At 69.0% G+C, this 13,991-nt stretch carries 12 protein-coding genes; 3 read left to right on the plus strand and 9 right to left on the minus strand.

Features of this window, described 5'->3' with window-relative positions; all coding sequences use genetic code 11:
* Positions 1–68: 68 nt before the first annotated feature.
* The 3 genes from KK483_RS05455 to arc form a co-directional block, all read right to left on the minus strand.
* Positions 69–287: a ubiquitin-like protein Pup gene (locus KK483_RS05455; RefSeq protein ID WP_242333213.1), complete on the minus strand. Its 219-nt coding sequence runs from the start codon at positions 285–287 to the stop codon at positions 69–71.
* 135 nt (positions 288–422) lie between these two features.
* The gene (gene dop, locus KK483_RS05460) at positions 423–1,934 is read right to left on the minus strand and encodes a depupylase/deamidase Dop (RefSeq protein ID WP_399013393.1); all 1,512 of its coding nucleotides are present in this window, start codon (positions 1,932–1,934) and stop codon (positions 423–425) included.
* A gap of 271 nt (positions 1,935–2,205) precedes the next feature.
* Positions 2,206–3,972, minus strand: a complete 1,767-nt coding sequence (gene arc, locus KK483_RS05465) for a proteasome ATPase (protein ID WP_262004073.1) — start codon at positions 3,970–3,972, stop codon at positions 2,206–2,208.
* A 257-nt stretch (positions 3,973–4,229) separates the two neighbouring features.
* Between arc and KK483_RS05470 the strand changes: the two genes are divergently transcribed.
* Complete coding sequence (locus tag KK483_RS05470) at positions 4,230–4,508, plus strand: ferredoxin (protein ID WP_262004074.1); 279 nt, start codon at positions 4,230–4,232, stop codon at positions 4,506–4,508.
* Between the two features lie 64 nt (positions 4,509–4,572).
* On the opposite strand, the gene KK483_RS05475 is transcribed toward KK483_RS05470, so the two are convergent.
* From KK483_RS05475 to KK483_RS05485, 3 genes are all read right to left on the minus strand, one after another.
* Positions 4,573–5,163, minus strand: a complete 591-nt coding sequence (locus tag KK483_RS05475; protein WP_262004075.1) for a hypothetical protein — start codon at positions 5,161–5,163, stop codon at positions 4,573–4,575.
* 166 nt (positions 5,164–5,329) lie between these two features.
* Positions 5,330–6,217, minus strand: a complete 888-nt coding sequence (locus tag KK483_RS05480) for a tRNA (adenine-N1)-methyltransferase (protein ID WP_262004076.1) — start codon at positions 6,215–6,217, stop codon at positions 5,330–5,332.
* A gap of 18 nt (positions 6,218–6,235) precedes the next feature.
* Entirely contained in the window at positions 6,236–7,483 is a 1,248-nt protein-coding gene (locus KK483_RS05485; protein ID WP_262004077.1) for a site-2 protease family protein, read from the minus strand.
* Between the two features lie 107 nt (positions 7,484–7,590).
* On the opposite strand from KK483_RS05485, the gene KK483_RS05490 reads away from it, so the two are divergent.
* Both KK483_RS05490 and KK483_RS05495 read left to right on the plus strand, forming a co-directional pair.
* Complete coding sequence (locus KK483_RS05490; RefSeq protein WP_399013399.1) at positions 7,591–8,580, plus strand: RecB family exonuclease; 990 nt, start codon at positions 7,591–7,593, stop codon at positions 8,578–8,580.
* A 13-nt stretch (positions 8,581–8,593) separates the two neighbouring features.
* A complete protein-coding gene (locus KK483_RS05495) occupies positions 8,594–9,265 on the plus strand; it encodes a response regulator transcription factor (protein WP_262004079.1) in 672 nt (223 codons plus the stop codon).
* 194 nt (positions 9,266–9,459) lie between these two features.
* Here the strand turns inward: KK483_RS05495 and KK483_RS05500 are convergent, their stop codons facing one another.
* The 3 genes from KK483_RS05500 to KK483_RS05510 form a co-directional block, all read right to left on the minus strand.
* Positions 9,460–11,049, minus strand: coding sequence for an ABC transporter substrate-binding protein (locus KK483_RS05500; protein WP_262004080.1), 1,590 nt, complete (start codon positions 11,047–11,049; stop codon positions 9,460–9,462).
* 68 nt (positions 11,050–11,117) lie between these two features.
* Positions 11,118–12,722, minus strand: coding sequence for an ABC transporter substrate-binding protein (locus KK483_RS05505; RefSeq protein ID WP_262004081.1), 1,605 nt, complete (start codon positions 12,720–12,722; stop codon positions 11,118–11,120).
* A gap of 470 nt (positions 12,723–13,192) precedes the next feature.
* Complete coding sequence (locus KK483_RS05510) at positions 13,193–13,894, minus strand: HAD family phosphatase (RefSeq protein ID WP_262004082.1); 702 nt, start codon at positions 13,892–13,894, stop codon at positions 13,193–13,195.
* Positions 13,895–13,991 lie beyond the last annotated feature (97 nt).

The raw sequence follows: 13,991 nt of genomic DNA on the forward strand, positions 1-13,991 counted from the left end.
CCGCCGGGCCTGGGGCCGGCCGCACCGGGAGGGACAACTGGAACTGCCTCCTGCGCAGTTGGGAGGAGCTACTCCCCGCCCTTTTGAACGAAGGAGCGCACGAAGTCCTCTGCGTTCTCCTCAAGCACGTCGTCGATTTCGTCCAGTACGGAGTCCACGTCGTCCGACAGCTTCTCCTGGCGCTCCTTGAGGTCCTCGGATGCCTGCGCGTCCTGCGCCTGCTCCTCGACCTCCTCGGTGGAGCGCTGAGCCCGCTGCTGCCCGCCGCCGGTGTCCTTGGTCGCCATTTCCCTCACCCCGCTCGGATTGCCCGTTTGGTTCGGCCCATCTCAAGATCAGACCCTACAAGCAGGGTCCGACATCGGCCCCGCACTTTCCTAACGTCCGGGGGCCACCTCGATGATTCCCGGACACGGACCATTTCAGCCTCCGGACAGCACCCGGACCAGCTCCTCCGCGGTGCGGCAGCGGTCCAGCAGCTCCTTCACGTGGTTGCGGGTGCCCCGCAGCGGCTCCAGCGTCGGCACTCGTTGCAGAGAGTCACGACCCGGCAGGTCGAAGATGACCGAGTCCCAGGAGGCCGCGGCGACGTCGTCCGCGTACTGCTCCAGGCATCGGCCGCGGAAATATGCCCGCGTGTCCTCAGGAGGCTTGCTCTCGGCCCGTTCGACGTCGGACTCGTCCAGGAGCCGCTTCATCTTGCCGCGGGCCACCAGCCGGTTGTAGAGCCCCTTCTCGGGGCGTACGTCCGCGTACTGCAGGTCCACGAGGTGCAGCCGCGCCGCGTCCCAGTCCAGGCTGTCCCGGCGCCGGTAGCCCTCGAGGATCTCCCGCTTGGCGACCCAGTCGAGCTCGCCGGAGAGGCTCATCGGGTCGCTCTCCAGCCGCCCGAGGACGTCCTCCCAGCGGACCAGGACGTCTTTGGTCTGCTCGTCGGCGTCCACGCCGAACCGCTCCTCGACGTACTTGCGGGCCAGCTCGAAGTACTCCATCTGCAGCTGGACCGCGGTGAGCGTCCGGCCGCTGCGGAGAGTGACCAGCCGCTTGAGCGTCGGGTCGTGGGAGACCTGGTGCAGGGTGCGGACGGGCTGGTCGACCGCCAGGTCGACATTGATGAAGCCGTCCTCGATCATGGACAGGACCAGTGAGGTCGTGCCCAGCTTGAGGTACGTAGAGATCTCCGAGAGGTTCGCGTCGCCGATGATCACATGGAGGCGGCGGTACTTCTCGGCGTCGGCGTGCGGCTCGTCCCTGGTGTTGATGATGGGCCGCTTGAGCGTCGTCTCCAGGCCGACCTCGACCTCGAAGTAGTCCGCGCGCTGGCTGATCTGGAAACCGTGCTCGTGGCCGTCCTGGCCGATTCCGACGCGGCCGGCACCCGTCACGACCTGCCGGGAGACGAAGAAGGGCGTCAGGTGGCGCACGATGTCCGAGAAGGGGGTCTCCCGCTTCATCAGGTAGTTCTCGTGCGTGCCGTAGGACGCGCCCTTGTTGTCGGTGTTGTTCTTGTACAGGTGGATGGGCTGGGCCCCGGGCAGCTGGGCCGCCCGCTCGGCCGCCTCCGCCATGATCCGCTCGCCCGCCTTGTCCCACAGGACGGCGTCGCGCGGGTTGGTCACCTCGGGGGCGCTGTACTCGGGGTGGGCATGGTCGACGTACAGCCTGGCGCCGTTGGTGAGGATCACGTTGGCCAGGCCGATGTCCTCGTCCGTGAGCTGGCTGGAGTCGGCGGCCTCGCGGGCGAGGTCGAAGCCGCGGGCGTCCCGCAGCGGGTTCTCCTCCTCGAAGTCCCAGCGGGCGCGGCGCGCCCGGTGCATCGCCGCCGCGTAGGCGTTGACGATCTGGGATGAGGTGAGCATGGCATTGGCGTTCGGGTGGCCGGGGACGGAGATCCCGTACTCCGTCTCGATTCCCATTACTCGCCGTACGGTCATGCGGCCCTCCTTGCCCGGCGGCGCTCCCCTCCGGGAGCGGCGCTCAAGTACCGCTCGGTCTCCGATGCGTGTGCGGTGCCCGTCCCCGCACGGCGCGACGCGGCGGTACGGAAGAGCCTAGAACGCCTCTGCGCTGGTGGGGAGATCAATTCCGTCATTGCTCTGTGTGGTGCGATTACCCGTCCGGATGCCTGCGGAAAGCAGCCGGCTGCGGATGACCTCCCCCTGCCTTCGGCGGGGGACCCCAGGCCATCCGCAGCCAGTCTGCGATCTACAGGTACTGACCGGTGTTCGCCACCGTGTCGATGGAGCGTCCGGTGTCCGCGCCCTGCTTTCCGGTGACAAGGGTGCGGATGAAGACGATCCGCTCGCCCTTCTTTCCGGAGATACGGGCCCAGTCGTCCGGGTTCGTGGTGTTGGGCAGGTCCTCGTTCTCCTTGAACTCGTCCACGCATGCCTGGAGGAGGTGGGAGACCCGCAGACCCTTCTGGTTGTGGTCGAGGAAGGCCTTGATGGCCATCTTCTTGGCCCGGTCCACGATGTTCTGGATCATGGCGCCGGAATTGAAGTCCTTGAAGTAGAGGACTTCCTTGTCACCGTTGGCGTAGGTGACCTCGAGGAAGCGGTTCTCCTCGGTTTCCGCGTACATCTGCTCCACGACCGACTGGATCATGCCGTGGACCGCGGCGTCCTTGGAGCCGGTGTGCTCGGAGAGGTCGTCCGCGTGCAGCGGCAGCGAAGGCGTGAGGTACTTCGCGAAGATGTCCCTCGCGGCCTCCGCGTCCGGACGCTCGATCTTGATCTTGACGTCGAGCCGGCCGGGCCGCAGGATCGCGGGGTCGATCATGTCCTCCCGGTTGGAGGCGCCGATCACGATCACGTTCTCCAGGCCCTCCACGCCGTCGATCTCGGCGAGCAGCTGCGGAACGATCGTGTTCTCGACGTCCGAGCTGACACCGGAGCCGCGGGTGCGGAAGAGGGACTCCATCTCGTCGAAGAAGACGATGACGGGGGTGCCCTCGCTCGCCTTCTCCCGGGCACGCTGGAAGACCAGGCGGATGTGCCGCTCGGTCTCGCCGACGTACTTGTTGAGGAGCTCGGGGCCCTTGATGTTGAGGAAGTAGCTCTTCCCCGCGGGCTGGCCGGTCACCTCGGCGACCTTCTTCGCAAGGGAGTTGGCGACGGCCTTGGCGATCAGCGTCTTTCCGCAGCCGGGCGGGCCGTAGAGCAGGATGCCCTTCGGCGGACGCAGTTCGTGCTCCCTGAACAGGTCGGGGTAGAGGTACGGCAGCTCGACCGCGTCCCGGATCATCTCGATCTGGTTCCCCAGACCGCCGATCTTGTCGTAGTCGACGTCGGGGACCTCTTCGAGGACGAGCTCCTCGACCTCGCTCTTCGGGATCACCTCGTACACATAGCCGGAGCGCGGCTCGAGCAGCAGGGCGTCGCCGGGGCGGATGGTCATGTCCAGCAGCGGCTCGGCGAGCCTGACCACCCGTTCCTCGTCGGTGTGCCCGATGACCAGGGCCCGCTCGCCGTCCTCGAGGATCTCCTTGAGGGTGACGATGTCCCCGGCGCGCTCGAACTCCATGGCCTCGACCACGTTGAGCGCCTCGTTGAGCATCACTTCCTGGCCGCGCCGGAGCTCGTCGAGCTCGACGCTGGGGCTGACGTTCACCCGGAGCTTGCGGCCCCCGGTGAAGATGTCGCAGGTGCCGTCCTCATTGGCCTGCAGGAAGACACCGAAGCCGGCCGGCGGCTGCGCGAGCCGGTCGACCTCCTCCTTGAGGGCCACGATCTGGTCGCGGGCCTCACGGAGCGTGTTCGCCAGTCGTTCGTTCTGAGCGGACACGCCGGCCAGGTTCGTCTGCAGCTCGACGATCCGCTCCTCGAGAATCCTCGTATGACGCGGAGAGTCGGCGAGCTTGCGGCGCAGGACGGCGATTTCCTGCTCAAGATAGGCAACCTGGCCGGCAGGGTCTTCAGACCCCCGTCCCGGCCGGAAGCCGCGGTTGTTGTCGTCGTCGTGGGCTGCCACGGTCCTCACCTCCTCCAAGGGGAGCTGGACGCTTCCTGACCCTACCTGGGTGGGTGGTGATTGAAACCCCTAGATCACAAAGACGGAAGGGGTGTGTCCGATCTTCACCCTTGCGCTGCCCCTCACGCCAGGGGAATACCCACCCATCAACATCGGAAAGCGGGCGGTTGTATGGTCGGAACGGTCAACACCCGTCAGGGCTGGCCCGTATTGATACATCACGGCTTGATGCACACCGCGCAGGAACGGCAGGCGACATGAACGAGGGTCTCGAAGTCTGGATCGACCAGGACCTCTGCACCGGTGACGGCATCTGTGCACAGTACGCCCCGGAGGTCTTCGAGCTGGACATCGACGGGCTCGCCTATGTGAAGAGCGCGGACGACGAGCTGTTGCAGCAGCCGGGGGCCACAACGCCGGTGCCGCTGCCGCTGCTGACCGATGTCATCGACTCGGCGAAGGAATGCCCGGGCGACTGCATCCATGTACGTCGCGTTTCGGACAAGATCGAGGTGTACGGTCCCGACGCGGAGTAGGCCCCGACGCGCAGTAGGCGCAGCCGTGGGCCCCGCACGGCACCTGCCGACGCGGTGTGACGGGTCAGACACTTCCCGTGGTGGCCGCGGACAGGGCGGTCTCGACGAACTTCCCGCCGCGCCACCGCCATTCGACCCGCTCCTGCTCGTCCGGGCAGCAGCGCGGGACGTCGGGTGAGGAGTAGCCGAGGAGGGTCGCGGTGATCACTCCGTCACGTACGGCGAAGTCGCCGACGCTGAGCTGCCGGCCCGGCTCGACCAGGGTCGCCACGACGCGCGGGGCGCCGGCCGAGGAGCGGGCGATGACGTAGACACCGCTCGGCGGTGTGCCGGAGCCGGCCTCGCAGCGGGCGACCACGGCGGTCTCGGCACCGCCGTCCCCGTCGAGATCGCCACTGGCCTTCTTCACGACAGTCGTACCGGCTCCGCCGCAGGCGAGGGGCAGTTCCACGGAGGCCGCGTCCGGCGCGGGCAGGCCCGGGGCGGGTGCGGCGGCCGTGGCCGTCCCGGCCCCCGACTGGCCCGCCTCGGCGGCGTCGGGCTGGAGCAGTCCGGCGCCCGCCACGACCGCGGCCATCGCCGTCGCGGTGGCGAGCCAGTGCACCGGGCGGGCGTGGGTGTGCGCGAGGTCCGGGAGCATCGCGGAGGTCTGCACGCGGGGTGTCTCCTGTGGGGCTGTGCCGGTGGGGGTGGGACGCATCGTGCCACACGTCACAGGAGGCGGGAACAGAGGGGTGGGCAATGCCAACGTAAAGGTGCCGCCGCACAGTTCCCGGTATGTCCGGGGAACTGTGCGGCGGCACCGTGTCGTTGTGAGGGCGTCAGCCCTTGTTGGGGCCCTCGTAGTCCTCGCCGTAGGCGCCCTTGGCGGGACGGCGGCGGCGCATCGGCGGCTCGACGCCGTCGGCGAGGCGCCGGGCGGTCACGAGGAAGCCGGTGTGGCCGATCATCCGGTGGTCCGGGCGGACGGCCAGGCCCTCGACGTGCCAGTTGCGGATCATGGACTCCCAGGGCTGCGGCTCGGCGTAGCAGCCGATCTCGCGAATGGACTCGACGGTCCGGGCGAGCTGGGTGGTGGTCGCCACGTAGCAGCACAGGATGCCGCCGGGAACGAGCGCCTTGGAGACGGCGTCCAGGCACTCCCAGGGGGCGAGCATGTCCAGGATGACGCGGTCGACATCGGCGTCCGAGAGGTTGTCCTGGAGGTCACCGACGGTGAGCGTCCAGGCCGGGTGCGGGCCGCCGAAGTAGCGCTCCACGTTCCCCTTGGCGATCTCCGCGAAGTCCTCCCGGCGCTCGTACGAGTGCAGCATGCCCTCGTCGCCGATGGCGCGGAGCAGGAAGCTGCTCAGCGAGCCGGATCCGACCCCCGCTTCGACGACGCGCGCGCCGGGGAAGATGTCCGCGAAGGCCAGGATCTGCCCCGCGTCCTTGGGGTAGACCACGGCGGCACCGCGGGGCATGGACAGGACGTAGTCGGGGAGCAGGGGGCGCAGCGCGAGGTAGGCGACGTTTCCCGTGGTTCGGACAACACTGCCCTCGGGAGCGCCGATCAGCTCGTCGTGCGGGAAGGAACCCTTGTGGGTGTGGAAGTTCTTCCCGGCCTCGAGCGTGAACGTGTAGTGGCGTCCCTTGGGGTCGGTGAGCTGGACCTGGTCCCCGACCTTGAAGGGCCCGCGACGGCGGGCGGCACCGGTCGGTTCGGACATGTGACCAGAGTACCGGGGTTACGAAGACGGTCTTGCCATGGCCTTGACGAAGGCCCGCTCGACGTCCGCCGTGGACAGGACACCGTAGATCTCGCCGGTGTCCTCGACGACGAGGTACTCGGTGGCGGGGGTCGCCCGGAGCCGGTCGAGCAGGGCCTCACCGGCCAGTTCGGCGGGGACCTTCAGCCCGTCGGTGAGCTCCTGGGCGAGACCGCTGACCGCGACCCAGGGGCGCCGGTGCTCGGGGACGCCGACGATCGCCGTCTCGCGGACCAGGGCGGTCGGGTCGCCGTGGCCGTCGACGACGACGAGGGCACGGGCGCCCGCCTCGTTGGCGCGGCGCAGGGCCTCCGAGAGCGGGGTGTCGGACTGGACGGGCACGGCGCGCCTGGTGAGGGTGCGGGCGCTCAGTTCGGGGAGGTGCTCGCGCAGCCGGGCCATGCGCAGGCTGTTGCCGGCGCCGGTCCAGATGATGGCGGCGAGGATGGCGGCGAGCAGCGCGTCGGTGACGGTGTCCATGCCGCCGATGTCCTCGGTGGAGTTGCCGAGCGCTCCGGTGTGGGTGAGCAGGGGCAGGCCGATCAGGACCGCGACGGCGAGGGCGCGGCCGACCCAGGCGGCGGCGACGGTGCCGCTCATCGGCCTGCCGGTGATCTTCCAGACGACGGCGCGGAGCATCCGGCCGCCGTCCAGCGGCAGCCCCGGCAGCAGGTTGAAGACGGCGACGATCAGGTTGGAGATCATCAGTCCGGCCAGCAGCACCCCGGGCACGGTGTCGGGCTCGACGGCGTACAGGGCGAGGTAGAAGACCCCGGCGAGGACGAGCGAGAGCAGGGGGCCGACGAAGGCGAGGACGAACTCACGGCCGGGTGTCTCGGACTCCTTCTCGATCTCCGATACGCCGCCGAAGAACTGGAGCTGGATCCGGCGCACGGGCAGCTTGTAGCGGAGCGCCACGACGGTGTGGGCGAGCTCGTGGACCAGGACGGAGGCGTAGAAGGCGACCGCGAAGAAGAGGGAGACGAGGTAGCGCGCGCCGCCGAGTTCGGGCAGGACCCGGTCGAGCTGTCCGCCGAAGACCCAGGTGATGAGGGCGGCGACCAGGAACCAGCTGGGGGCGACATAGACGGGCACGCCGAAGGGGCGGCCCATCAGGATGCCGCCGCCCGGCTCGTCGGAGCGCTTGCGCTCGGCGCCGTCGGGGTCCGCTTCCCCCGTGCCGGACCGCGGCCGCGTGTGCTCGCCGCTCTCCTCGTCCTTGTTCACGGGTTCCCTTCGTCACGAGGCGTCGCTCGCTCGATCATGCAGTGCGAGAGGGTCTGGGGTCGATGGTATGCCGCTCGCTGTCAGTGGCGGGCCGTAGGGTCTGGGTCATGAGTACGAGTCAGCCGCCCCCGGAGGGCCGGCCGCAGCCTGTCCTGGAGGATGTGCCCACGGCCGCGGACGGTCATCCCTCGCCGCCCGAGGCACAGCGGTCCGGGCCGGACGGCCGGCCTCCGGGCTCGCTGTCCCCGTCGCGGGCGAGCGACTTCATGCAGTGCCCTCTGCTGTACCGGTTCCGGGTGATCGACAGGCTGCCGGAGAAGCCGAGCGAGGCGGCGACCCGGGGGACGCTGGTCCACGCCGTGCTGGAGCGGCTCTTCGACGCCCCCGCGGTGGAGCGCACACCGCCGCGGGCGAAGGCGCTGATCCCGGGTCAGTGGGACCGGCTGCTGGAGTCGCGGCCCGAGCTGGGCGAGCTGTTCGCGGAGGATGCGGACGGTGAGCGGCTCTCGCGCTGGATGACGGAGGCGGAGCAGCTGGTCGAGCGGTGGTTCTCGCTGGAGGACCCGACGCGGCTGGAGCCGGCGGAGCGCGAGCTGTTCGTGGAGACGGAGCTGGAGTCCGGGCTGCGGCTGCGCGGGGTGATCGACCGGGTCGACGTGGCGCCGACGGGCGAGGTGCGGATCGTCGACTACAAGACGGGCAAGGCGCCCCGGCCGGAGTACAGCGAGGGCGCGCTGTTCCAGATGAAGTTCTACGCCCTGGTGGTCTGGCGGCTCAAGGGCGTGGTGCCGCGGCGGTTGCAGCTGGTCTATCTGGGCAGCGGAGAAGTGCTGACGTACGACCCGGTCGTGGCCGATCTGGAGCGGGTGGAGCGCAAGCTGCTGGCGCTGTGGGACGCGATCATGCGGGCCGCGGAGACGGGCGACTGGCGCCCGCGCCCGACGAAGCTGTGCGGCTGGTGCGACCACCAGTCGGTGTGTCCGGAGTTCGGGGGCACCCCTCCGCCGTACCCGTTGCCGCTGGTGCCGCGGCCCTCGGGCGAGCGGCGGCCGGATGAATCGGGCATGGGCGGTCAGGGCAGAATGGGGCCGGTCTAGCGAAGGAGTTCCCGTGGCTGTCCGTGTCCTACTGGTCGATGACCAACCTCTGCTGCGCACCGGCTTCCGGATGATCCTGGAGGCGGAGCAGGACATCGCGGTCGTCGGGGAGGCCGGGGACGGCCTCCAGGCCCTGGACCAGGTGCGGGCGTTGCAGCCCGATGTAGTGCTGATGGACATCCGCATGCCGCGGATGGACGGGGTCGAGGCGACCCGGCAGATCACCGGTCCGGGGCGGGACGGCCCGGCGAAGGTGCTGGTGCTGACCACGTTCGATCTGGACGAGTACGTGGTGGAGGCGCTGCGGGCGGGTGCGAGCGGCTTCCTGCTGAAGGACGCGCCGGCGAACGAGCTGGTCCAGGCGATCCGGGTGGTCGCGGCGGGCGAGGCGATGCTGGCGCCGAGCGTGACGCGCCGGCTGCTCGACAAGTACGCGGACCATCTCCCGTCCGGCGAGGACCCGGTCCCCAACACGCTGCACACGCTGACCGAGCGCGAGGTCGAGGTGCTGAAGCTGGTCGCCCGCGGCCTGTCGAACGCGGAGATCGCGGCGGATCTGTTCGTCAGCGAGACGACCGTGAAGACGCACGTCGGCCATGTGCTGACGAAGCTGGGCCTGCGCGACCGGGTCCAGGCCGCGGTGTACGCGTACGAGAGCGGCCTGGTGCGCCCCGGCGCCCAATGAGCGGCGGGCGCGGTTCGCCTCCGCCGCCACGGCGAATGGGCCGAAGGGTGCGCGGCTGTCGAGCGGGAGAACGCGCGCAGACTCCGAGGAAGGAGGAGTCGAGCACGATCGACCGTCGACAGCCGCTGATGCGCCCCGGTGGGGTTCCCCCCGGCCGAGGGCCAGGGGGAGACCCGAGCTTTCGGGAAAGGGCCTCAGCCCTTCTTGATCTCCCAGAAGCGGAAGACCGTGGATATGTCGAGCGACCACTCCACGCCCGTGATGTTGCCGATGACCACCGCGTACTGCTTGCCCTGCCAGAGCGGCAGCAACGGGATCTCCTCGGCGACGAGGTTCTGGAGCTCGGCGAACTTCTCCTCGGTCTCGGAGCGGTCCGTCATGGCCGAGGTGCCGGGGATGATCTCGCCGGTGATCTTCTTGTTCTCGTAGTTGTTGCCGAGGACGTTGTCCGGGCCGAAGAACGGCTGCGTGAAGTTGTCCGGGTCCGGGTAGTCGGGGACCCAGCCCTTCACGTAGACGCCGTACTTGCCGGCCTGGATGTCCTTCTCGTACTGCTCGAACGGGACGGACTGGACGGTCGCCGCGAACAGGCCGCTGTCGTTGAGCTGCTTGGCGATGGCCTTCAGCGCCTGGTCGGTGGCCGGGCCGTAACGGCTCGGAGTGGACCAGAGGGTGATCTTCACCTTGTCGGTGATATCGGCGTCACGCAGCGCCTCACGTGCCTTGGCAGGCTGCGGGGAGCCGCCGTAGCGGTCGAAGAAGGCGGTGTTGTGGGTGCCGATTCCGGCCGGGACGATCGAGTAGAGCGAGCTCGCCGTGGCCTGGTAGACGTCCCTGACCAGGGCGTCCCGGTCGACGAGGTAGGCGAATGCCTCGCGCACCGCGGGCTTGCCCGCGACCGGGTCGTCCATGTTGAAGACCAGATGCTGGACCTCGGCGCTGCTGCCCTCCACGACGGCGATCTGCTCGTCGTCCGCGGAGAGGGAGCCCTGGAGCTCCGTGATGTCCTGGGAGGTGAGACCTCGGTAGGCGACGTCGACGTCGCCGTGCTTGAGGGCGGAGCCGAGCTTCTTCTGGTCGCCGTGGAAGAAGGTGAGGGTGACGCCGCCGTTGTTCACCGTGGCGGTGCCCTTGTACTCGGGGTTGACCGAGAAGACCGCTTCATTCTCGCCGAAGGAGTCGAGCTTGTACGGGCCCGAGCCGACGGCCTTGCCGTCCTCGCGCAGCGACCCGGACTCGTACTCGCGGTGGTCGACGATGGAGCCCGCACCCGAGGCGATCTTGCTCGGGAAGGTGGCGTCGGGCACCTTCAGGTGGAAGACGACCGTCTTCTCGTCGGGCGTCTCGATGCGGCCGATGGTGGAGAGCAGCGGCCCAGGACCGGAGTCGCTGTCGATCTTCAGCGCCCGCTCGAAGGAGAACTTGACGTCCTCGGAGGTCAGCGGGTTGCCGTTGCTGAACTTCAGGCCCTCCCGCAGGGTGCAGCGGTAGGCGGTGCTGCCGCCCCCGTCGAAGCCGCACTTCTCGGCGGCCTCGGGCTCGGGGGTCGAGCTGCCCTTGGGGAATGCCATGAGGGACTGGAAGACGTTGTTGAACAGCAGCCACGAGCCGGGGTCGTAACCGTCCGCGGGGTCGGTGGCCAGCACCTCGTCGGACATGCCGACGACGATCTTGGCTCTGTCGCCCGAGGCGTCGTCGCCCTGGTCGGCGCCGCAGCCCACCAGCAGTACGGCGGAGAGTCCCGCGGCGATCGGGGCCGTCCCTCGCTTGAATATTGCCTTCACAGAACCTTGCCTCTTGCTCTCGAGAGCCGGCCGCGACGTTCGCGGCCGGTTACGCCGGGTACGGAAGATCAGGCGGTGCCGCGCGCGAGCTCCCACAGCTGGAGGTCGGACGACGAGTTCAGCGTCCACTCGACGCCGGTGATGTCCGACCGCGCGGCGACGTACTGCTTGCCCTGCCACAGCGGCAGCACCGGCACCTCGTCGGCGACGATGTCCTGCAGCTTGTCGAAGGGCGCGGACGCGGCGCTGCGGTCGGCCTGGCGCCGCGACTCGGGGATGAGCTGGTTGCGTGCGGCCGTGCTCACGTAGGGGGTGTTGAGGAAGTTGTCCTTGTCCAGGAACGGGGCGATGTAGTTGTCCGGGTCCGGGAAGTCGGGGAACCAGCCCAGGCCGTAGACGGCGTAGTCGCCGCGCTTCTGGGCGGGCCGGTACTTGGACCACTCGGTGCCCTGGATGGAGACGTCGAAGAGCTTGCCGGCGTTGAGCTGGTCGCGCAGTGCCGCGAACTCCTTGGCCGTACCGGGGCCGTAGCGGTCGGTGGTGTAGTGGAGCGAGAGCTTCACCGGGGTGGTGATCCCGGCGTCGTCGAGGATGGCGGCGGCGTTCGCCCTGCTGGGCTCGCCGTACCTGTTGAAGAACGAGTTGGTGTGGCCGGCGATGCTCGACGGGATCAGCGAGTAGAGCGGCTCGGCGGTGGCGCCGTAGACCTTGCTCGCGATCTGGCCGCGGTCGATGACGGCCGCCATGGCCTGGCGGACCGCCTTGTCCTTCACGGACGGGTCCTTGGTGTTGAAGCCCAGGTAGCGGATCTCCAGGCCGGGCATCTCGCTGAGCTCGATGCCCTCCTTGGGCGACTCCGTGAGGTCCTTGATCTGTTCCGGGGACATGACGCGGGCCATCATGTCGATCTGACCGGACTCCAGGGCCTTGCCCATGGCCTCGGCGTCGGGGAAGGAACGCAGCTCGACCTTGTCGTTGCGCAGCTTCAGATCGCCTTTGTAGTTGGGGTTCTTGGTGAAGACGGCCTTGACGAGCCGGTCGCCCGAGGTCTCGGTCGTGAGGGTGTACGGGCCGGAGCCGTCGACCTCGAAGCCCTCGCGCAGCTTCTTGCCGTCGTACGCGTCACGGCTGAGGATGCCGGCGACGGGCGTCGAGAGCTTGTACGGGAAGGTGGCGTCGGGCGTGCCGAGGTGGAAGACGAGCTCCTTGTCGTCCTTGACCTCGATGGTGTCGATGTTGGAGAGCAGACCGGCCGCGCCGTTGTCGGAGTTGATGTCCAGGACGCGCTCGATGGAGAACTTCACGTCGTCGGCGGTGACGGGCGTGCCGTCGGAGAAGGTGAGACCGTCGCGGAGCGTGCAGCGGTAGCTCTCGCTCTCCTTGTCCGTGAAGAGGCAGCGGGACGCGGCCTCGGGCACGGGCTCGCCACCGCCGCGCGGTACGTGCATGAGGGTCTGGACCGTCTGGCGCAGGACGTTCCAGGCGCCGGTGTCGTACGCGTAGGCCGGGTCGAGGGGTGCGGGAGCGTCGCCACCGGCGACGAACTGGTCCGTCGTACCGACGACTATGGCGTCACCGCCGCCCGCCCCGCTGCCCTCTGTGCCACAGGCGGCGAGTACGGGCGCGGTGAGCAGGCCCATGACGGCCGGCAGCACCAGAGTCTTGCGGTTCATACTGGACGTTCTCCCTCATCCCTGACGGGGATACAGCGTTCTACGGGATACTCCAGCCGCTGCCGCCCGGTCGGGGTGGGCGATCGGGTCGGGACACGAACGATCGGTCCTGTGCCCACGGCGACTTGGGTGGTGTCCGGGGGCCCAGGAAGTGGTGCGGCGAAGCTCTCGCGACGAGATTAGTGGTCAGGGCAGGCATCCTGGACCGGGCGCCTGCCGGGGCGTCACCCGCCCGGTGATCAGTAATGACGGCAGCTCGATACCCATGCGCCGGATGATTCGTGCACGGATTCATCAATCGGGACACAAGGGCGCTGCCGAAGCACCCCAGAACGGCTCCGGTCCGCATGGATCGCACATTCGGACGCAACTTCGAGTGACCAACGTCACACCCGAAAAGGGTTACGGAGAATACACGGCTCGATGCCGAGCGTTTCCAGCGGTTTCGAAGGACACACTCGGTGTTGGCCTTAGTTCATTCGGGTGATGAGGGTGCGGAGGAAGGACAGATCAACCTCCTCCAACGACCCCACGACGACCCGTCCGTCGGCGGGCGCGATCGGTGCTACGGAGGGCACCGCGACGACCCGGCAGCCGGCGGCCTCGGCCGCCGCGACACCGGTGGCGGTGTCCTCGATGACGGCGCATCTGCCGGGCTCGGCGCCCAGGCCGCGGGCAGCGAGCAGATACGGGTCGGGGTGCGGCTTGGTGCGGGCCACCTCGTCGCCCGCGACGGTCAGCGAGAAGCGGTCCCGGCCCAGGGAGGCGAGGACGCGGTCGATGATGCGCCGGTGCGAGGCGGAGACCAGGGCGGTGGGCACGTTGTGCGCGGCGAGCTCGGCCAGCAGCCGCTCGGCGCCCGGCATCAGCGGCACACCCCGGGTGATGCGGTCCTCGAAGCGCTCGTTGAGCAGCACGGTGAGCTCGGGGAGGGTGATGTCGGCGCCGGTGGCCTCGATCAGATAGCCCGCGCTACGGGTCATCGGGCCGCCGACCACCACGTCCCGCCATGCCTCGTCGAGGTCGTGGCCCAGGTCCGCGAAGACGTCCACCTCTGCGTCCCACCAGAAGCCCTCGGTGTCCACGAGGGTGCCGTCCATGTCGAGGAAGACGGCTTGCAGGGTGGAGTCCCCGGCCGTGCGGGTCGGGGACGCGGGGACCGTACTGGTCATCCGGCACACCTCCATGAGGGACGCGCAGGCCGGCCGCCAAATCGGGCGACCGGCCTGTATGGGACCGACCAGTGTACGTCGCGCGCGGCGAAAGCGC

This window comes from Streptomyces sp. FIT100, from assembly GCF_024584805.1.
Lineage (GTDB): Bacteria > Actinomycetota > Actinomycetes > Streptomycetales > Streptomycetaceae > Streptomyces.